Origin of the sequence: Aeromonas sp. R1-1 (assembly GCF_040908495.1) — a bacterium.
GTDB classification, from domain to species: Bacteria; Pseudomonadota; Gammaproteobacteria; order Enterobacterales; family Aeromonadaceae; genus Aeromonas; species Aeromonas veronii.
In genome coordinates, this window is record NZ_JBFODV010000053.1 from 1 (window position 1) to 18,380 (window position 18,380).

17 protein-coding genes are annotated in these 18,380 nt (G+C 60.8%); 6 read left to right on the plus strand and 11 right to left on the minus strand.

What is annotated here, in order from left to right; all coding sequences use genetic code 11:
• The first annotated feature begins 243 nt into the window (after positions 1 to 243).
• The gene (locus AB5Y92_RS02795) at positions 244 to 783 is read left to right on the plus strand and encodes a gamma carbonic anhydrase family protein (RefSeq protein ID WP_368225478.1); all 540 of its coding nucleotides are present in this window, start codon (positions 244 to 246) and stop codon (positions 781 to 783) included.
• An 88-nt stretch (positions 784 to 871) separates the two neighbouring features.
• On the opposite strand, the gene polA is transcribed toward AB5Y92_RS02795, so the two are convergent.
• Positions 872 to 3,637 carry a DNA polymerase I gene (polA, locus tag AB5Y92_RS02800; protein ID WP_368225480.1) on the minus strand — a complete coding sequence of 922 codons (2,766 nt, stop codon included), beginning with the start codon at positions 3,635 to 3,637 and terminating at the stop codon, positions 872 to 874.
• A 400-nt stretch (positions 3,638 to 4,037) separates the two neighbouring features.
• Here polA and elbB point away from each other — a divergent pair, with 400 nt between their 5' ends.
• The gene (gene elbB, locus AB5Y92_RS02805) at positions 4,038 to 4,688 is read left to right on the plus strand and encodes an isoprenoid biosynthesis glyoxalase ElbB (protein WP_368225482.1); all 651 of its coding nucleotides are present in this window, start codon (positions 4,038 to 4,040) and stop codon (positions 4,686 to 4,688) included.
• Between the two features lie 72 nt (positions 4,689 to 4,760).
• Here the strand turns inward: elbB and AB5Y92_RS02810 are convergent, their stop codons facing one another.
• The 4 genes from AB5Y92_RS02810 to AB5Y92_RS02825 form a co-directional block, all read right to left on the minus strand.
• The gene (locus AB5Y92_RS02810) at positions 4,761 to 4,970 is read right to left on the minus strand and encodes a cell division protein ZapB (RefSeq protein WP_005339554.1); all 210 of its coding nucleotides are present in this window, start codon (positions 4,968 to 4,970) and stop codon (positions 4,761 to 4,763) included.
• A 246-nt stretch (positions 4,971 to 5,216) separates the two neighbouring features.
• The gene (locus tag AB5Y92_RS02815) at positions 5,217 to 6,497 is read right to left on the minus strand and encodes a hypothetical protein (RefSeq protein ID WP_368225484.1); all 1,281 of its coding nucleotides are present in this window, start codon (positions 6,495 to 6,497) and stop codon (positions 5,217 to 5,219) included.
• Between the two features lie 20 nt (positions 6,498 to 6,517).
• Positions 6,518 to 7,297: a serine O-acetyltransferase gene (gene cysE, locus AB5Y92_RS02820; protein WP_100647122.1), complete on the minus strand. Its 780-nt coding sequence runs from the start codon at positions 7,295 to 7,297 to the stop codon at positions 6,518 to 6,520.
• Between the two features lie 8 nt (positions 7,298 to 7,305).
• On the minus strand, positions 7,306 to 8,217 hold the full coding sequence (locus AB5Y92_RS02825; RefSeq protein WP_005339551.1) for a cation diffusion facilitator family transporter: 912 nt from the start codon (positions 8,215 to 8,217) through the stop codon (positions 7,306 to 7,308).
• An 85-nt stretch (positions 8,218 to 8,302) separates the two neighbouring features.
• Between AB5Y92_RS02825 and AB5Y92_RS02830 the strand changes: the two genes are divergently transcribed.
• From AB5Y92_RS02830 to trmL, 3 genes are all read left to right on the plus strand, one after another.
• Complete coding sequence (locus tag AB5Y92_RS02830) at positions 8,303 to 8,998, plus strand: response regulator (RefSeq protein WP_040069396.1); 696 nt, start codon at positions 8,303 to 8,305, stop codon at positions 8,996 to 8,998.
• Positions 8,980 to 10,350: an ATP-binding protein gene (locus AB5Y92_RS02835; protein WP_368225486.1), complete on the plus strand. Its 1,371-nt coding sequence runs from the start codon at positions 8,980 to 8,982 to the stop codon at positions 10,348 to 10,350. Before AB5Y92_RS02830 ends, AB5Y92_RS02835 begins: the two co-directional genes overlap by 19 nt.
• A 74-nt stretch (positions 10,351 to 10,424) precedes the next feature.
• Positions 10,425 to 10,889, plus strand: a complete 465-nt coding sequence (gene trmL / locus AB5Y92_RS02840; RefSeq protein WP_005339545.1) for a tRNA (uridine(34)/cytosine(34)/5-carboxymethylaminomethyluridine(34)-2'-O)-methyltransferase TrmL — start codon at positions 10,425 to 10,427, stop codon at positions 10,887 to 10,889.
• Between the two features lie 13 nt (positions 10,890 to 10,902).
• Here trmL and dinF read toward each other — a convergent pair whose 3' ends face one another.
• From dinF to lexA, 4 genes are all read right to left on the minus strand, one after another.
• Positions 10,903 to 12,264 (minus strand): MATE family efflux transporter DinF, encoded by a 1,362-nt coding sequence (gene dinF / locus AB5Y92_RS02845; RefSeq protein WP_368225488.1) that lies wholly within the window; start codon positions 12,262 to 12,264, stop codon positions 10,903 to 10,905.
• A 2-nt stretch (positions 12,265 to 12,266) separates the two neighbouring features.
• Positions 12,267 to 12,893, minus strand: a complete 627-nt coding sequence (locus AB5Y92_RS02850) for an SCO family protein (RefSeq protein WP_064335099.1) — start codon at positions 12,891 to 12,893, stop codon at positions 12,267 to 12,269.
• A gap of 210 nt (positions 12,894 to 13,103) precedes the next feature.
• On the minus strand, positions 13,104 to 13,319 hold the full coding sequence (locus AB5Y92_RS02855; RefSeq protein WP_019446524.1) for a hypothetical protein: 216 nt from the start codon (positions 13,317 to 13,319) through the stop codon (positions 13,104 to 13,106).
• Positions 13,320 to 13,802: 483 nt separating this feature from the next.
• Complete coding sequence (gene lexA, locus AB5Y92_RS02860; RefSeq protein ID WP_368225491.1) at positions 13,803 to 14,429, minus strand: transcriptional repressor LexA; 627 nt, start codon at positions 14,427 to 14,429, stop codon at positions 13,803 to 13,805.
• A 204-nt stretch (positions 14,430 to 14,633) separates the two neighbouring features.
• Between lexA and plsB the strand changes: the two genes are divergently transcribed.
• On the plus strand, positions 14,634 to 17,057 hold the full coding sequence (gene plsB, locus AB5Y92_RS02865; RefSeq protein ID WP_041210787.1) for a glycerol-3-phosphate 1-O-acyltransferase PlsB: 2,424 nt from the start codon (positions 14,634 to 14,636) through the stop codon (positions 17,055 to 17,057).
• Positions 17,058 to 17,126: 69 nt separating this feature from the next.
• Here the strand turns inward: plsB and ubiA are convergent, their stop codons facing one another.
• Together ubiA and AB5Y92_RS02875 are read right to left on the minus strand one after the other, a co-directional pair.
• Positions 17,127 to 17,996: a 4-hydroxybenzoate octaprenyltransferase gene (gene ubiA / locus AB5Y92_RS02870; protein ID WP_368225494.1), complete on the minus strand. Its 870-nt coding sequence runs from the start codon at positions 17,994 to 17,996 to the stop codon at positions 17,127 to 17,129.
• On the minus strand, positions 17,993 to 18,380 hold a 388-nt coding region (locus AB5Y92_RS02875), incomplete at its 5' end, for a chorismate lyase (protein WP_368225496.1). The genes AB5Y92_RS02875 and ubiA, both read right to left, overlap by 4 nt.

The window sequence follows — 18,380 nt, forward strand, 5'->3', positions numbered from 1 at the left end:
CGAGTCAAGCCTTATTTGCAAAGGCTTTTCGAGGCTACCGACTCGGCTTTCTGCGTTGCCGCTTGCCGTGTCGATGGAGGCGCATTATAGGGAACGGATTCTTTCTGGCAACCCCTCCTCGGCAATAAAATTGCAAAAAAGCGCACTTTTTTAGTTATTCATATCCAAGCACAGCTTTTATACAAACTTATCCACAGAAATCGGTTCGAGATTGCTAGAATGGCCGAAAACAAGGAGGCCGAGATGGACTTACGACTGAGACCTTACAAAGGAAAACGCCCGCAATTGGGCAAACGGGTATATGTGGACCCCTGCGCCACCCTAGTGGGGGATATCCAGCTGGATGACGATGCCAGCATCTGGCCCATGGTGGCGGCACGGGGGGATGTGAACCATATCCGCATCGGGGCGCGCAGCAACATTCAGGACGGTACCGTGCTGCACCTGACCCGCAAGAGCGCCAGCAACCCCGGCGGCTATCCGCTGCTGATCGGCGAGGATGTCACGGTCGGTCATAAAGCCATGCTGCACGGATGCACCATCGGCGACCGGGTGCTGGTCGGCATGGGTGCCATCCTGCTGGATGGGGTGATCGTTGAAGACGATGTGATGATCGGGGCGGGCAGCTTGGTACCGCCAGGCAAGCGGCTCGAGGCCGGCTTTCTTTATATGGGTAATCCAGTCCAGCAGGCCCGCGCCCTCAAGCCAGCCGAGATTGCCTTCCTCAAGACCTCGGCCGACAACTATGTGCTGCTCAAGGATGAGTATCTGCAAGAGACCTGATAGGGCTGGCAGAAACAGGAAGCCCGGCATGATGCCGGGCTTCGCTTCTTATATAGCTATATAGCCGTGCAGAACGGCTGACCGGAAATCAGTGGGCCTGATCCCAGTTGTCGCCGGTACCTGCCTCCACCACCAGCGGCACATCCAGTTCGGCAGCAGCCGACATCTTCTCCTTGATGGTGGCGGTGTACTCCTCCAGCTTCTCTGCGCGGATCTCGAACACCAGTTCATCGTGTACCTGCATCAGCATGCGGATCGACTCATCCTCGATACCGCGGATCCAGCTGTCCACGTTGATCATGGCGCGCTTGATGATGTCGGCGGCCGAACCCTGCATGGGGGCGTTGATGGCGGCCCGTTCGGCTGCTTTGCGCAGACCGGCATTGCGGGACTTGATATCCGGCAGATAGAGGCGACGGCCAAACAGAGTCTCGACATAACCCTGGGCATCCGCCTGCTGGCGGGTGCGCTCCATGTACTCCAGCACGCCCGGGTAGCGTTCGAAGTAGAGATCCATGTACTTCTGCGCTTCGGCGCGACCGATCCCCAGCTGCTTGGCCAGACCGAAGGCACTCATGCCGTAGATAAGGCCGAAGTTGATCGCCTTGGCGCTGCGGCGCATGTCGCTGGTCACCGCCTCCAGTGCTACCCCGAACACCTCGGCAGCGGTCGCCTTGTGGATGTCCTTGCCCTCGGCGAAGGCGGTCAGCAACCCCTTGTCACCGGAGAGGTGCGCCATGATGCGCAGCTCGATCTGGGAGTAGTCCGCCGCCACCAGCTTGTAACCGGCGCACGGGATGAAGGCCTGCCGGATGCGGCGCCCCTGTTCGTTGCGTACCGGGATGTTCTGCAGGTTGGGATCGGTGGACGAGAGCCGACCGGTCGCCGCTACCGCCTGATGATAGGAGGTGTGCACCCGCCCGGTCTGCGGCTTGATCATCAGCGGCAGCTTGTCGGTGTAGGTGGACTTGAGCTTGGCCAGCCCACGGTGCTCCATCAGCAGTTGCGGCAGCTCATAGGTCTCCGCCAGCTCGGCCAGTACCTCTTCCGCAGTGGATGGCGCTCCCTTGGGGGTCTTTTTGATGATCGGCAACCCCAGCTTGGTGAAGAGGATCTCCCCCAGCTGCTTGGGCGAGGAGAGGTTGAACTCCTGCCCGGCCAGCTCGTGAGCCTGTTTCTCCAGCTCTGCCAGACGCACTTCGATCTCCTGGCTCTGCTGGTGCAGCAACTTGGGCTCGATGGTGGTACCGAGTCGCTCCATCCGTGCCAGCACCGGCAGCAGCGGCAGTTCGATCTCGCTGAACACCTTGGCAAGGCCCGGCTCGGCAGAGAGCTTGCCCCACAGCGTCTGATGCAGACGCAGGGTGATGTCGGCATCTTCCGCCGCATAAGGGGCCGCCTGCTCCAGCTCAATCTGGTTGAAGGTGAGCTGCTTGACCCCCTTGCCGGCGATCTCTTCGAACGAGATGGTTTCGGCGTTCAGATACCTGCGGGCCAGCGAATCCATGTCGTGGCGGCTGGCAGTGGAGTTGAGCACATAGGATTCGAGCATGGTGTCGTAGGCGATGCCCTGCAGCTCGATACCGTGATTGAGCAGCACGTTGCGATCGTACTTGAGGTTCTGCCCCACCTTGAGACGGGTCGGATCTTCCAGCAGCGGTTTGAGCTTGCCCAGCACCACGGCCTCGGTCAGCTGCACCGGCGCCCCCAGATAGTCGTGGCCGAAGGGGACATAGGCCGCCTTGCCCGGCTCGATGGCAAAGGAGACGCCCACGACGCGCGCTTCCATATAGTCGAGACTGGTGGTCTCGGTATCGAAGGCAAACAGCGGCGCCGCCTGCAGACGGGCCAGCCACTCGTCGAATTCGGCCTCATCCAAAATGCAGCGATAGTCGGTTTCGATGGCGGCAACCGGAGCGGCGCTCTCATCGCCAGCCTCGTCTTGTCCGGTGCTCTCGCTTCCCTCTTCACCACCGGATTCCAGCTCCTTGATCAGGTTGCGCAGCTCGTATTCGCGATAGACCGCCAGCAGGGACTCCTTGTCGACCGGCTTGAGCAACAGCTCTTCCAGACTCTGTTCCAGCTCGACATCTGTCTTGATGGTCGCCAGTCGATAGGAAAGACGAACCTGCTCCTCCTGCTCGCGGAACTTGTCGGCGAACGCCTTGGAGCCACGGAAGCCGAGCGCAGCTACCTTGTCGAGGTTGGCGGCAATCTCGTCGATGCTGCCAATCCCCTGCAGCAGAGCCAGTGCGGTCTTCTCGCCGACACCGGTCATACCGGGAATGTTGTCGACCTTGTCACCCATCAGGGCCAGATAGTCGATGATGAGCTCGGGCGGTACGCCAAACTTCTCGATCACCCCTTCCCGATCGGTCTTCACATCTTTCATGGTGTCGATCAGGGTGACATGGTCGGAGACCAGCTGTGCCATATCCTTGTCACCGGTGCTGATCAGCACCGGCAGCTGCTTCTCGGTCGCTTGGCGGGCCAGGGTGCCGATCACGTCGTCGGCTTCAACCCCTTCCACCATCAGGAAGGGGAAGCCCATCGCCTTGATCATCTGGTGGATAGGGGCAACCTGGCTGCGCAGATCGTCCGGCATGCTGGCACGGGTCGCCTTGTACTCGGGATAGATGTCATCGCGGAAGGTCTTGCCCTTGGCATCAAACACCACGGCCACATGACAGTCAGGATATTGCTTACGCAGGCTGCGCATCATGTTGGCCATGACACGGACGGCACCGCTCGGCAAACCGGTCGATGTGCGCAGATCAGCCTGCTGGGAGGCGAAGAAGGCGCGGTAAAGATAAGAGGAGCCGTCGACCAGAATAAGGGGGTTGCTAGGTGCCATGAAATCGTCCTGCCAGAGATAAACAGCCGCTAGGATGCCACAGGGCCCCCCTCACACCAAGGGGCGCAGCAACAGCACACAGCGCCCGATAAAGGGACTCAATCTGTGGATAACTCTGTGTTCAAAAATGGGGCACATCAGAGCTCACAGTGATAAAACTGTGCATAAGAATATAAAAATCCATTAAAAACAATGCATTGAGAACGTAAAAGCCGCTCGCAAGACAGTTAGAATGATCTCGATCAATGTGGAAAAAGATTTAAGGGAGTAGGTACGGCAGGGTCCAAAACGAAACAATCCTAGCATAGCAAGATGACTTGACCAGCGGAGGGCGAGCGATAACCATACAAAAGTACAACAATCCATCCTGGCTCACATTTTCAACAACGAGGAGTTTGCCATGAAAAAAGTGGCCGTGATTTTGAGTGGCTGCGGTGTCTTTGACGGGGCCGAAATCCACGAGGCCGTCATCAGCCTGCTGGCGCTGGCCCGTCAGGGAGCCGCCGTCCAGTGCTTCGCCCCGAACGTGGCGCAACTCCATGTCATCAACCACCTGACCGGTGAAGTGAGCGAGAGGGAGAGCCGCAATGTGCTGGTCGAAGCGGCCCGCATCTGTCGTGGCCAGATAAAGGATGTGGCCGAGCTGGATGCGGCCGATTACGACGCGCTGCTGGTGCCCGGCGGCTTTGGCGCGGCCAAAAACCTGTGCGACTTCGCTATCAAGGGGGCCGAGTGCCAGATCCAGCCCGATGTGCTGAAAGCGTGCCAGAGCTTTGCCAAAGCCAACAAACCAGCCGCCTATATCTGCATCGCCCCCGCCATGATCCCGCTGATCTATGGTGCCGGGACGCTGGCGACCATCGGCAATGACGAGGGTACCGCCAACGCCATCGAGGCGATGGGTGGCAGCCATCTCAACTGCCCGGTCAACGAATTCGTGGTGGATCAGGAGCGCAAGGTGATCTCAACCCCCGCCTACATGCTGGCCAACAACATAGTCGAAGCGGCAGACGGCATCGAGAAGACAGTCAAGCAGTTGCTGGCGCTATAATTCCCATCCCACCAAAAACAGACGGGCCGCTCATGGAGCGGCCCGTTTTCAATTCTGCCTGAAGGCGATGAATTAGATGGTTTCGCCCATCTGATCCATCTTGCCCAGCAGGGCACGCAGACGCTCCTGCCATGCAGTGTGCTCGTTGCGCAGCTGATGGTTCTCGTCTTGCAGCTTGCTGTTCTGCTCTTTCAGCTCGTCCAGCTCCATCTTCAGCAGGGAGATGTTGTCGACGGCGGATTGTACTTTGGATTCGAGTTGCTCAAGGACTTCTAGTGACATATGCATACCTGTTTGTTCAATTGCGATGCCCCACAAAGGGCGATTCAAGCGCGTGAAGCCAGCATACCCCGAGCGCATCGGCACAAACAAGCCAGTGCGCTGTAAAATGCGCCTTCCATAGATGTATTGTCTAAATATGCGTCTATTTTTCTCGCATCCTGCGCCCGAGCCGCGACAACACACTGAACCGTGCGTAAAAGACCCCGCCGCCCGCGCATCATTTGTACCCTCTCGACGGAATCGCCGTTATCCATGCAAGGCGATATAAGCCCCCAGCAACAGACAGGCAACCACATACATCAGCAGGCCGTAGAGCAGGTTCCAGCGCAGGATCAGCCCGGCACTGAGGTTGTAGCGGGAGGCCAGCGCCAGATTGGAGCCGGAGAGCGGACTGGTGCCGGTGGCAAGCCCCCATCCCAGCAGGAAACACATGCCGAGCAGGCTGGGATCCGGCGCCAGCGGCCAGAGCAACGGCGCCAGCCCGGAGATACTGATGAGCGGATGCACCCCGACGATGGCCACCAGCAAAATCAATAGCAGAGTGAGGGATGCCTCAAGCCAGCCAAAGTGGTTGAACAGCGGCAGGCCGTGACCGGCACCGAGATCGATGACCGACAACGCACTGTTGATGCCTGCCGCCAGCAAACCGGCCCCCAGAAACAGCACCAGCTGACCACCGATGGCGGGAAAACGCTCCACTACCTGCCGCTTGAGGGCCGCCTTGCGCCCGGCCCTCGGCATAAAAAGCAGCGCCAGCAGCGGGGCCACCAGCGCGATCACCGCCAGAATGCCGAGCTGGGGCCAGATCTGCTTGATGAGCAGTACCAGCAGCGCCAGCGTGACCGGCAACCCCAGGGTCTGCAGCCGCAGCGGATAACCGGCAAAGTCGGCCACCCCGATCCGCTCCACCTGCCAGGCGGTCAGCCCCATCGCCAGCAAGGCGGCGAGGATCCCGAACGGCAAAATATGGGAGAGCTGCAAGCCCGGCGCATAGGTGAGCGCCACCGCCATGGCGACAAAGAAGGGTGACCAGAAGGCGGCTGCACAGAAGATCCGGCTCAGCACCATCACCTGACGCCGCTCCAGGGTGCCATTGCGCTCCAGTCGATCGCCGATGATAAAGAGCACCGAGAGGTTGATGACTGCCCCCAGCAAATTGAGGCTGGCCATGGTGCTCCACAGACCTTTACGCCCGATCCAGGAGGTGGTGCCGGTTAGCAAGCCGGAGGTGGCGAGGTTGAGAGTGCTCACCGCGGCAAACATGGTGAGCATATTGATGTTGGGCAACAACCAGTCACCGGCGGTGAGGGGCGCGCCCTGCCACCAGGAGAAGATCAACAGCAGCAGGGCGGCACCATACAAGGCCAGCGCCTGCCGCTTGGCGGCACCCACCAACCAGGGCCAGGTGAGCAGTGATGCCCCCCAGGCCGCAATGGCTGCTGGCCAGGGGGAGAGCCCCAGATAGAGATGCAGCAGGTTGAGCAGCCACATCCCCAAAATCAGATAACCCGACCAACGTTTGGCCATCGACTACTCCGGCCGGGAGATCAGAGACACTGATCCATATCCAGTGAAGGCTTGTCGCACTCCGGACGGCCGACGATCTTGGCGGGTACGCCAGCGACCGTGGTATGAGGCGGCACCGGGTTGATCACCACGCTGCCCGCGCCAATTTTGGCGCCCACGCCCACTTCGATATTGCCGAGCACCTTGGCGCCCGCCCCTATCATCACCCCTTCGCGGATCTTGGGATGGCGATCGCCGCTCTCCTTGCCGGTACCGCCAAGGGTCACGCTCTGCAGGATGGAAACATCATCTTCAATCACCGCGGTCTCGCCCACCACTATGCCGGTGGCATGGTCAAACATGATCCCCTTGCCGATACGGGCAGCCGGGTGCACATCCACCCCGAACACCACCGAGATCTGGTTTTGCAGATAGAGGGCCAGCGAGCGGCGCCCCTGCCGCCACAGCCAGTTGGCGACCCGATACCCCTGCAGGGCATGGAACCCCTTGAGGTAAAGCAGCGGGGTGGAGAAGAGGTCAACCGCCGGATCGCGATCCTGTACGGCACAGATGTCGGCGGCAACTACGGTCAGCAGCTCCGGCTCGCTGCGCAGCGCCAACTCGATCACCTCGCGCAGGGCGATGGCGGGCATGGTGGCGCTGTCGAGCTTGTTGGCCAGCTGGAAGCTGAGGGCCGAGCGCAGATTCTTGTGATTGAGAATGGTGGAGTGGAAGAAGCTGGCCAGCATCGGCTCCTGGGCCGCCATGCACTGTGCTTCTTGCTGAATTTTCTGCCAGGTTTTGGCAACCAGATCATCCATGTTGCAGCCTACTGTTGTTCAGGGTGAGGGCTCTGTTGTTCTTTTGTCAGCACCGAGATGGGGTCCATGTGGATGATGACATCCATCCGCTCGAATGCCTGGCGTACCGCCAGTTCGGCTTCATCGGCGATCTGATGGGCCTTGACCAGGGGGATCTGATCATCCAGTTCAAGATGCAACTGTACGAATCGGGTCGGCCCGGATTGACGGGTGCGCAGGTCATGTACGCCGTGTACACCTTCTACGGCACAGCAGAGCGCCATTATTCTCGCTTGTTCTTCCGCTGGCAACTGACGATCGAGCAGCGCCTGCACCGACTCGTAGCCGATGTGTCCCGCCCCCCACAGCAGGAACAGACCGATCAGGATGGCAAACAGGCCGTCGGCCCAGTACCACCCCTGCCCCGCCAGCACCAGCGCCAGTAAGACACCGGCATTGAGCAGCAGATCGGAACGGTAGTGCAGCATATCGGCCTTGATGGCCACGCTGTTGGTCTTGCGAATGACAAAGCTCTGGAAGCTGACCAGCAGCAGGGTCAGCACGATGGAGCCACCACTGACCCAGAGACCCGCTTCCAGTCGCAAGATAGGCGCCTGATTGAGCAGGGATGAAATTCCGTGCATCACCAGCAGCAGGGCAGAGCCGGAGATAAAGGCAGACTGGATGAGGCCCGCCAGCGACTCCGCCTTGCCGTGACCGAAGCGGTGTTCGTCATCGGCCGGGGCAAGCGCATAGCGAATGGCCAGCAGGTTGATGATGGAGGCACTCACATCCATAAAGGAGTCAGTCAGGGATGCCAGCAGGGTCGACGAATCGGTCATCAGCCAGGCGATCAGTTTGCCGATGATCAGCAAGGTAGCGGTGGTGACCGCCGCTATGCTGGCAAAGGTCACCCAACGGGAATATTGTTGATGGCTCAAAACCGGCTTTCCTCTGGCGATGAAAAACTTATTATACCCTGACCCCGGCGTCAGTTTGGCGCGAAAATCTGCGGAATAACACCAGATGAACAGAATACTCCTGGTCGACGACGATCTTGAATTGACCCAACTGCTCACCGAAATTCTGACCCTGGAGGGATTTCAGGTCACGGTCGCCGAGGATGGTGAAGAAGGGCTGCAACGGCTGGCGGAGCAGAGCTTCGATCTGGTGTTGCTGGATGTGATGATGCCCAAGCTCAACGGCTTTGCCATGCTGACCAAGCTGCGCAAGACCCACGATACCCCGGTGCTGATGCTGACCGCCCGCGGTGACAGCCAGGATCGGGTCAACGGTCTGGAAGCGGGCGCCGACGACTATCTGGCCAAGCCATTCGATGACAGGGAGCTGCTGGCCCGGGTACGCGCCATCCTGCGCCGTACCCAGAGCGCCCCGCCCCAGCGCGGCAGTTCCTCCGACGAAGTGCACTTCATGGATATCGTGCTGCAACCCGGCCTGCAGCAGGCCCGCTGCGGCGAACAACTGCTGGAGCTGACCGCCACCGAGTTTGGCCTGCTGGAGTGCCTGCTGCGTAATCCCGGCCAGATCGTCAGCAAGAGCCACCTCTCCGAGCAGGTGCTGGGCAAGAAGCTGGAACCCTTCGATCGGGCCATCGACATGCACCTGAGCAACCTGCGCAAGAAGCTGCCGGACCGCACCGATGGCCAGCCCCGCTTCAAAACCGTACGGGGGCGCGGGTACCTGTGGCTAGAGCAAGAATAGAGCGCATCAACTCCCTCAACGGGATCTCGACCCACATCTTTCTCTGGTTCTGGTTCATGCTGCTGGTGATGCTGGCCGCCGTGATCAGCCTGCCGACCCTGGATCCCCGCAACCAGATCCCGCTGCCGACCCACGAAGTCGCGCGGATGCAGAACAACGTGCAGGCCCTGCTCAACGCCGCCGAGCCGGATCAGGATTTCGATCTGGCCAAGGCGATGGACAAGATCGCCATGCTGCCGGTGGACAACGTCTACCTGCGCGACGAGAAGGGGCAGATCCAGTCCACCACCCATCCGCGCAAGTTCGTGGTGCGCTTTATGGTGGATGCAGATGACCCGGCCAATCCCATGCTGGGCAACGAGGATCGCAAGGCGATCGCCGGCCCCTTCCTGATGGAGCACCACGGCCATCGCTATCACGTCTATTTCGGCCTCAATGCCGAGAATCCATACTTGTTCCTGTTCATTCAGGTGCTGGATCACCCGATCCGCATTCTGGGCATCTCGATGCTGGTCAGCACCCCGCTCTGCCTGCTGCTCGCCTGGCGGCTGACCCGCCCCATCCTGCAGTTGCAGAAGTCGGTCTCCCAACTGGCGGCCGGCAATCTGGAGGTACAGATCCCCAACCTGGGACGGGGCGACGAGATCGGCCAGCTGGCGGATAACGTCAGCCGTATGGTGGAGACGCTCAAGAGCATGATCCAGAAGCAGAAACAGCTGCTTTCCGATATCTCCCACGAGCTGCGCAGTCCTCTCACCCGGATGCAACTGGCGCAGGCGCTGATCCGCCGCAAGCAGGGTGACAGCGCCGAGCTGGCGCGGATCGAATCGGAGATCGGACGGCTGGACAAGCTGATCGGCGATCTGCTGGATCTGTCGCGGGTGCAGCAGCATGTGGAGGCACCGGTGGTGCACCCGCTGTCCGACCTGCTGGAACCCATCCTCGAAGATGCCATGTTCGAAGCGAATCAGAGCGGCAAACAACTCAGACTGCCGCCGCTGCCCGCAGAGTCGATCCAGATGTGGCCCGAACTGCTGGCCCGGGCGGTGGAGAACCCCCTGCGCAACGCCCTCAAATATGCTCGCGAGTTCATCAAGGTGGACTGGTATCGGGAGGGACTGGAGTGGGTGATGACCATTCGGGATGACGGCCCCGGGGTGCCAGACGAGCAGCAGGCGCTGCTGTTCCAACCCTTCTTCCGGGTCGATGACGCCCGCAACGCCAAAACTGGCGGCACCGGGCTGGGGCTGGCCATCGCCTCGGAGGCAATACAGCGCCACGGCGGCACCATTGCGGCCAGCAACAATCACCCGACCGGGCTGACCATCACCATCCGCTTGCCCATCGCCTGATCCTTTTCATCCGGACGGGCGCTGGGTATGCTGGCGCCCCTTCTTGGCTTTACATCTCTTTGCAGGAGCTCGTCATGCTCGATATCGTCCTCTACCAGCCGGAAATTCCGCCCAACACCGGCAATATCATCCGGCTCTGCGCCAATACCGGTTACCGGCTCCATCTGATCGAGCCGCTGGGGTTTGAGTGGGATGACAAGCGGGTAAAGCGGGCGGGACTCGACTATCACGAGTTTGCCGAGGTGAAGCGCTGGCCAAGCTATGAGGCTTTTCTGGCTGCCGTGGCGCCCAAGCGGGTGTTTGCCTGCACCACCAAGGGCCGCACCGCACACTCGGCAGCACAATATGCCCTTGGCGATGCCCTGCTGTTTGGCCCGGAGAGTCGCGGCCTGCCCATCGAGATCATCGAGAGTCTGCCATTCGAGCAGCGGCTGCGCATCCCTATGGTGCCCCAGAGCCGCAGCATGAACCTCTCCAACGCGGTATCTGTCTTTGTCTACGAGAGCTGGCGCCAGCTCGGCTACGACGGCGCCATGTAAGCGCCACCGATGATCAGTGGCGGGCGTCGAGCAGATGCCCGCTGCGCTCCAGCCGCCAGCAAGTGACCCCCAGCGACAGACCGCGCCCAACCATCAGCGCTGCCATCGCCGCCCATAGCGCGGCCACGCCCCACGACTGACAGAGCCACCAGATCGGGAAGAAGCCGCCAAACGCGGCCAGCAACATGCTGTTGCGCATCTCCCGCGCCCGGGTCGCCCCGATGAATACGCCATCCAGCAAGAAGCACCAGACCGCCAGCAAGGGCATGGCGATCAGCCAGGGAAGCTGACGATGTGCCTCCGCCACCACGGCCGGAATGTCGGTGATATAGCCGATAAGGTGGGCACCAAAGAGGGCAAACACCAGGGTAAAACCACTGGCGATGAGGGCGGCCCAGCCCAGATTGAGCACGATGGCCTCCCGCAGTTTCTGCCGATCCCGCTGACCGATGGCTCGTCCTACCATGGCCTCCACCGCATAGGCAAAACCATCGAGCCCGTAGGAGATAAGCATCAGGAAGTTGAGCAGCACCGCATTGGCGGCCACCGCTACATCCCCCAGCCGCGCCCCTTGCAGAGTCATGAAGGCGAAGCAGAGTTGCAAACAGAGGGAGCGCAGGAAGATATCGCGGTTGAGGCCGAGCAACCGCACCATGGGCGCAAGCTGCCGCCAGCGCTGCCAACCATCCTGCCACACCGTCGGTGCCAGTTGCCGCAGCTGACGGCGTACCAGCCAGATCCCGACCGCCAGCGCGCAGTAGTCCGCCATGACCGAGGCCGCCGCCACGCCGCGCACCTGCCAGCCCAGCCCCAGCACAAACAACGCATCGAGCGCCATGTTGACCAGATTGGTGAGGATCAGCATCACCATGGGGCTGCGGGCATCCTGCATCCCCAGCAGCCAACCCATGATCACCAGATTGCAGAGCGCCGCCGGAGCGCTCCAGATCCGCACCGCCACGTACTGGCCAGCATAGAGCTGCACCTCGGGCGAGCCGCCGCTCAGGGCAATCAGCCGTGGCAACAGGGGGAAGAGCAACAACAGCAGCGCCAGGCCAAGAGCAATGGCCAGCCCCAGCGCCCGCAGCAGGGTATCGAGCTGGGCACGACCGTCGGCGGCGCCGTGTGCCTGCGCCGTCAGCCCGGTGGTCGACATCCGCAAAAAGCCGAGCAGCCAGAAGGTGAGGTTGATCAGGGTCGCACCGACCGAGACGCCCCCCAGAAACCAGGCCTGACCGAGATGACCGATCACCCAGGTGTCCACCAGCCCCAGCAAGGGGGTGGTGATATTGGAGAAAACCATGGGCAGGGCGAGCGCAAAGACGGCGCGGTGGCGAGAGGGATCTCGCCACCAGGGGGCAACAGCTGGGGTCACGCTCAATTGCCTGTCAGCTTCAGGATACGGGAGAAGTCAGAGAGCATGGTGGCCATCTGCACCCGTGGTACCTGACCCGGCGCCACCTGCGGGCGGAATACCGCCTGCAGCTTGCCCTTGGGATTGATGAGCACGATGGAGGCGGAGTGATCGATCAGGTAATCCTTCTCCCCCTGATTGGCGATGGAGTAGATCAGCCCCAAATTGCGCACGAACGGGAACAGCTTGTCGTGGGGGGCGGTGGCCGCCTTGAACTCGGGATTGAAGAAGGCAGTATAGGTCTTGAGGCGTGGAATATCGTCACGCTGGGGATCCGCCGAGATAAACACTACCTGACTGTCGGGCGCCATCTTCTTCAGCTGGTCATAGACGGAGCGCATATCTGCCAGGGTGGTGGGGCAGATATCGGGGCAGAAGGTGTAACCGACAAACAGGAAGGTCCAGTGCCCCTTCAGGTTGGCAGGAGTGAACGGCTGGTTGTCCGCATCGGTAAAGGCGAAATCATTGATGTCCCGCCCCGCCGGATAATAATCGGCCTGTTCCGGCTGCTCTGGCTGCGTGGCGTAGAACACCAGGATCAGGCAGGCTGTCAGCAGCAGAAAGAGCAGGGGATAGCGGAGCTTCATCATAACAAGAGACCCTTTCAGTTCGAGGCAGATGGCCAGCAGTGACCGGACAAGAGGGAGGCATTGTACCCCAGCGAGCCGCCAAGGTGGTTTAACCTTGTGCAACGCCCTGTCAGGAGTCGACCATTTGGCATTATTAATCGCCAGTTGCGGCCATAAAAAAACCGGCCCCCTCTGGTGCCGGTTATGGATGGATTTGTTTGTCTCTTCTGCTCAGGGGCGAGCGTTACGCCCCTGCTGCAACATCTTGCCGATGGCCCGCACGCCGATGGGAATCACGGGGGCCAGCCAGCCCTCTTCCCCCTGGCGATCACCGTGACCACGCTTGAACAGCAGCACCAGACGCACCACCTTCTCTTTCGGGCATCCCAGCCAGAGCGTCCAGTGCGAACCACGATGGTGCAACCAGAGACCGTAAAACCAGGTCATCCGGCTACCTTTGACGAAACGGGTGATTGACGATTCCGCTGGCGCAGCCCCAGCCTCTGAATCCCATGGCGATCTTGATGCCATACCAGTCCTCCTTGACCGACAGGTCATGTTGCTTCGTCGGCCTGAACTGGGAACAGGCCCGTCACGACTATCTGCAACCATTACGAGTGGTCCCCTTTGCCTGACAAGGCTCGGGATCTCCCCACTCCCCCTTCATATCCCGTGAAGGTGTACTGCCCGATTCTCGTTGTTACGGCCCTCCCGTACCGACGTATTGTGATGGTCAGAGGGAGGTGCCAAGCCCTTTCTCGGCGACAGGGCACTGATCTGAGCATATATCTGAAATGGATGATTGGTAGCCGGTCGCGCAGGACAAAAATGCCGCCGCCGATGATCTGTTTGATATGACAGGGAAAGTGCGCCAGAAACAGCACGGCCTCCCGAAGGAGGCCGTGTGGCAAACGCAGTTGGCGGGGAGGATTACATCCAGTCAGCGTTGCGGATCACCCCGACAGCCAGTCCTTCGATGGTGAGCTGCTGGCAAGAGAGATCCACCTCGATGGGGGAGAGCTCTTCGTTTTCCGGCAGCAGCCACACCTGGCTGCCCTTGCGCTGGAAGCGCTTGACGGTGACATCCTCATCGAGGCGAGCCACCACCACCTGACCGTTGCGCACCTCCTGAGTCTTGTGCACCGCCAGCAGATCGCCATCCAGAATGCCGATGTTCTTCATGCTCATCCCCTGCACCCGCAGCAGAAAATCTGCCCGCGGATGGAACAGGGCGGGATCCACCTGATAGTGGCTCTCGATATGCTCCTGCGCCAGGATAGGTTCGCCGGCAGCTACCTTGCCAATCAGGGGCAGGCCGCTCTCTTCCAGCACCTCTTCCTCCTCTTCAAGCAGCAGGCGGATGCCGCGGGACGTGCCCGGCATGATCTCGATGACCCCTTTTTTGGCCAGGGCCTTCAGATGTTCTTCGGCCGCATTGGCCGACTTGAAACCAAGCTTCTGGGCAATCTCGGCGCGAGTCGGCGGCATGCCGGTTTCGCTCATATTCGCCTTGATCAACTCCAGCACTTCGGCCTGGCGGGGAGTAAGGGGTTTCATAGAATGGGCACCTGTCTTTTTATACAGCACACTGGCAGTATATACAGTGCAGTGACCAAGGCAAGGCAGAGCTGACATTTGTCGCGACAAACCGCTCATTTATCGCTGTTTTGATCCTGCGCAGCTGACTCATCGTACCTCTCGGCGACAAGGGGCCGCCGATTTGCTATGCTCACGCCGCATTTTTTTGGAGAGCAGACGCACATGTCCCTAGGACAGAAGATTTCCAGAGCCATCTTGCAATGGCCGGTCAGCGGCTTGGTCAATCACAAGAGCCTGCCGGAAAATCCCATCACAGAACTCAATCTGGATCCGGCCAGACCCATCGTCTACGCCCTGAAGACCAGTTCGATCACTGACCTGATGACCCTGCAGCAGTGCTGCGAGGATCTCGGTCTGCCCGGCCCCTTCACCCCGCTGGAGCTTAACGGCCAGCTGCTGCCGCGCTATGTCTGTCTGGATCGTCCGCCTCCCCTGTTTGGCAAACGCAGCAAACCGCTCCCCTTCCTGCAGGAGTTCCACCAGCTGCTGGATCTGCACAAGCAGGATCCCGAACTCGATATCCAGGTGGTGCCCGTCACCCTGTTCTGGGGCCGCGCCCCGGGTCGGGAAGGCGAAGAGGCATCCGGCTGGAACATCATCAGCAGTCTGGCGCCGAACCGGCTGAAGAAGGCGCTCATCGTGATCCTCAAGGGTCGCGAGAATCTGGTGCGCTTCTCGCCGCCGCTCTCCCTGCGCTATATGGCGGACAAACATGGCACCGACGAAGGGATCGCCCACAAACTGGCGCGGGTAGCTCGCACCCACTTCAGCCGCCAGCAACTCGCAGCCACCGGCCCGAAACTGCCGAACCGACACCTGCTGTTCAAACAGCTGCTCGACTCCGAAGTGATCCAGCAGGCGATTGAAGAGGAGGCCCAGCGCGAAGGGATCAGCCTCGAGAAAGCCAAGAAGCGGGCTCACGGCTACATGGACGAGATCGCCTCCGACTTCTCCTACCGGCTGATCCGCCTTGGCGAGAGTTTCCTCGGCTGGCTGTGGAACAAGCTCTACCGCGGGCTCTCCGTCAACGGCGCCGAGAAGGTACGCCAGCTGGCACAGGAAGGGCACGAGATCGTCTACGTCCCCTGCCACCGCAGCCACATGGACTACCTGCTGCTCTCCTACGTCATCTACCACCAGGGTATGGTGCCGCCCCATATCGCGGCAGGCATCAACCTCAACTTCTGGCCAGCGGGCCCGATTTTCCGCCACGGCGGCGCCTTCTTCATCCGCCGCACCTTCAAGGGCAACCCGCTCTACAGCACGGTATTTCGTGAATACCTCAACCTGCTGTTCGCCAAGGGTTACTCGGTGGAGTTCTTCACCGAGGGTGGCCGCTCCCGTACCGGTCGCCTGCTGCCACCCAAGACCGGCATGCTGGCGATGACTCTGCAGGCGATGATGCGCGGGCTGGACAGACCGGTCACTCTGGTGCCCGTCTATCTCGGTTACGAGCACGTGATGGAGGTGAACACCTACCACAACGAGCTCAAGGGCAGCCGCAAGGAGAAAGAGAGCTTCCTGCAGGTGCTCGGCATCCTGCGCAAGCTGCGCAACTATGGCCGTGGCTTCGTCAACTTCGGCGAACCGCTGACCCTCAACAGCTACCTGAGCGAGCATATTCCCGACTGGAAACAGCACATCGGGGAAGAGGAGCGTCCGGAGTGGATGGCGGGCACCGTCAACGAACTGGCCGAGCTGCTGATGACTCGCATCAACGGGGCTGCCGCGGTCAATGGCCTGACCCTGAGCGCACTGGCACTGCTGGCCGCCGAGCGTCACGCCCTGACCCGCGACGAACTGCAGGCCCAGCTCAACACCTATCTGGATCTGCTCAAGCAGGTGCCCTACAGCCCGCACAGCACCATGCCGGCCGAAGATGCCGCCACCCTGCTGGATCAGGCGATGGAGCTCAACAAGTTTGAGGTGAGCGAGGACAAGCTGGGCCAGATCATCAGTCTCGACCGCTATCAGGCGATCCTGCTGACCTACTACCGCAACAACATCCTCCACCTGTTCGCCATGCCCTCGCTGGTAGCAGCCCTGATCGAGCGCTGCGAAGGGATCTCCCACAGCGAGCTGCTGGCACGCTGCATCGACATCTATCCGCTGCTCAAGACCGAGCTGTTCCTGCGCTACGAAGAGGATGAGCTGCCGGAGCTGGTCGATGCCCTGCTGGCCGAACTGCAACGTCAGCAACTGATCGAAGCGCGCGATGGCGGCTACTGGGTCAACCCGGCCAACCAGATGCGCCTGCTGCTGCTGGCGGAGAGCATTCAGGAGACCCTGCAGCGTTACGCCATCGTGCTGACCCGGGTGCTGGCCCAGCCCCATATCGAGGCGGAGCAGCTGGAAGCGGATGGCCTGATGATGGCTGAGCGCCTCGGCACTTTGCACGGCATCAACGCCCCCGAGTTCTTCGACCAGAAGCTGTTCAGCACCCTGATCCACACCCTGCGCAAGGAGGGTTACTTCTCCTCCGACTGCAAGCCGGATCTCGGCCGCTTCCAGGCGCTGGCTGACAACATAGTGCCGCTGCTGAGCAACAAGATCCGCCGTACCATTCAAGCGGGCAACCAGCTCTGATCTGCAACGCAAACAAAGAAGGCCGCATGATGCGGCCTTCTTTTTTATCGGAGTTTGCGCGGGAACAGGTCACGCCAGCAGGTAATCGAGCACCACGCCGATGAAGATCAGCGCCCCCACATAGTTGTTGTTGAGAAATGCCTTGAAGCAGGCTTCGCGTTCGCGCTCGCGGATCAACCGCTGCTGGTAGACGAAGAGCACGCCAGCCCCCAGCAATCCCCAGTAATACCAGCCCCCCAGCGCCATCAGCTGGCCAACCACCAGCATGATAAGCAGGGTGCCCAGTTGCAGCGCCCCGATGATCCGCTTGTCGTTGCGGCCAAACAGGATGGCGCTCGATTTGAGGCCGAGCTTGAGGTCGTCATCCCGATCCACCATGGCGTACTGGGTGTCGTAAGCCACGGTCCAGAGCAAGTTGGCGAAGAAGAGCAGCCAGGCCACCAGCGGCAGGGCATCCGCCTGCGCCGCATAGGCCATCGGGATCGACCAGGAAAAGGCCATCCCGAGCACCAGCTGAGGGTTCGAGATAAAGCGCTTCATGAAGGGGTAACTCACCGCCAGCAGCAGGGCGACAAACGACAGACCGATGGTGAGCGGATTCATGGTCAGCACCAGACCAAACGAGATAAGCGCCAGCACGAAGAAGAGCGCCAGCACCTCCCACGGTTTGACTCTGCCCGTGGGCAAGGGGCGACCAGCGGTGCGTTTGACATGGCCGTCGAAGTTGCGATCCGCATAGTCGTTGATCACGCACCCTGCCGAGCGCATCAGAAAGACGCCGACCACAAACACGGTCAGCACCCAGAGATTGGGCAGGCCACCAGCGGCCAGCCAGAGCGCCCACAGGGTTGGCCATAGCAGCAGCAGAGTACCTATGGGTTTGTCGACGCGGGCCAACTGCATATAGGCAAGTCCCCGCTCCTTGGTTAACAGATTCACTCCAGCTCCTTGTCACAGACGAGAGAGGGCAGAAACAGCTCGTGCACCAGCAGTGGCCACTGCCCCAGAAACAAACGGGAACGACGCCCCCAGACAGTGGCGGCCGGGCAACGGGGATTGGCGGCAATATCGAAACGGGCCAACTGCAGATGATCGCGGCGGGCAGGCTCATGGCCAAATACCCGCTCACCCAGCGGCTGCTCGCCAAGCTCGGCAATGCCGCTCCCTTGCAGTGCACCATCGGCAAACAGGGTCCAGCCCAGCACGGCGGGTCCACGATCCCCGTGCAAGATCACCTCGCGGCAGGTACCGGCCGGCGAGGACGAATCCACCAGCCACTGCTCATCGGCAGTAAGGGCGACCGGGTGATTGCCCAGCCACTCC

What these genes read in the sequence shown, in the direction of transcription:
- AB5Y92_RS02795 (WP_368225478.1), top strand. Translation starts at nt 244, where the DNA reads ATGGACTTACGACTGAGACCTTACAAAGGAAAACGCCCGCAATTGGGC.
- polA (WP_368225480.1), bottom strand. Translation starts at nt 3,637, where the DNA reads ATGGCACCTAGCAACCCCCTTATTCTGGTCGACGGCTCCTCTTATCTT.
- elbB (WP_368225482.1), top strand. Translation starts at nt 4,038, where the DNA reads ATGAAAAAAGTGGCCGTGATTTTGAGTGGCTGCGGTGTCTTTGACGGG.
- AB5Y92_RS02810 (WP_005339554.1), bottom strand. Translation starts at nt 4,970, where the DNA reads ATGTCACTAGAAGTCCTTGAGCAACTCGAATCCAAAGTACAATCCGCC.
- AB5Y92_RS02815 (WP_368225484.1), bottom strand. Translation starts at nt 6,497, where the DNA reads ATGGCCAAACGTTGGTCGGGTTATCTGATTTTGGGGATGTGGCTGCTC.
- cysE (WP_100647122.1), bottom strand. Translation starts at nt 7,297, where the DNA reads ATGGATGATCTGGTTGCCAAAACCTGGCAGAAAATTCAGCAAGAAGCA.
- AB5Y92_RS02830 (WP_040069396.1), top strand. Translation starts at nt 8,303, where the DNA reads ATGAACAGAATACTCCTGGTCGACGACGATCTTGAATTGACCCAACTG.
- trmL (WP_005339545.1), top strand. Translation starts at nt 10,425, where the DNA reads ATGCTCGATATCGTCCTCTACCAGCCGGAAATTCCGCCCAACACCGGC.
- AB5Y92_RS02850 (WP_064335099.1), bottom strand. Translation starts at nt 12,893, where the DNA reads ATGATGAAGCTCCGCTATCCCCTGCTCTTTCTGCTGCTGACAGCCTGC.
- AB5Y92_RS02855 (WP_019446524.1), bottom strand. Translation starts at nt 13,319, where the DNA reads ATGACCTGGTTTTACGGTCTCTGGTTGCACCATCGTGGTTCGCACTGG.
- lexA (WP_368225491.1), bottom strand. Translation starts at nt 14,429, where the DNA reads ATGAAACCCCTTACTCCCCGCCAGGCCGAAGTGCTGGAGTTGATCAAG.
- plsB (WP_041210787.1), top strand. Translation starts at nt 14,634, where the DNA reads ATGTCCCTAGGACAGAAGATTTCCAGAGCCATCTTGCAATGGCCGGTC.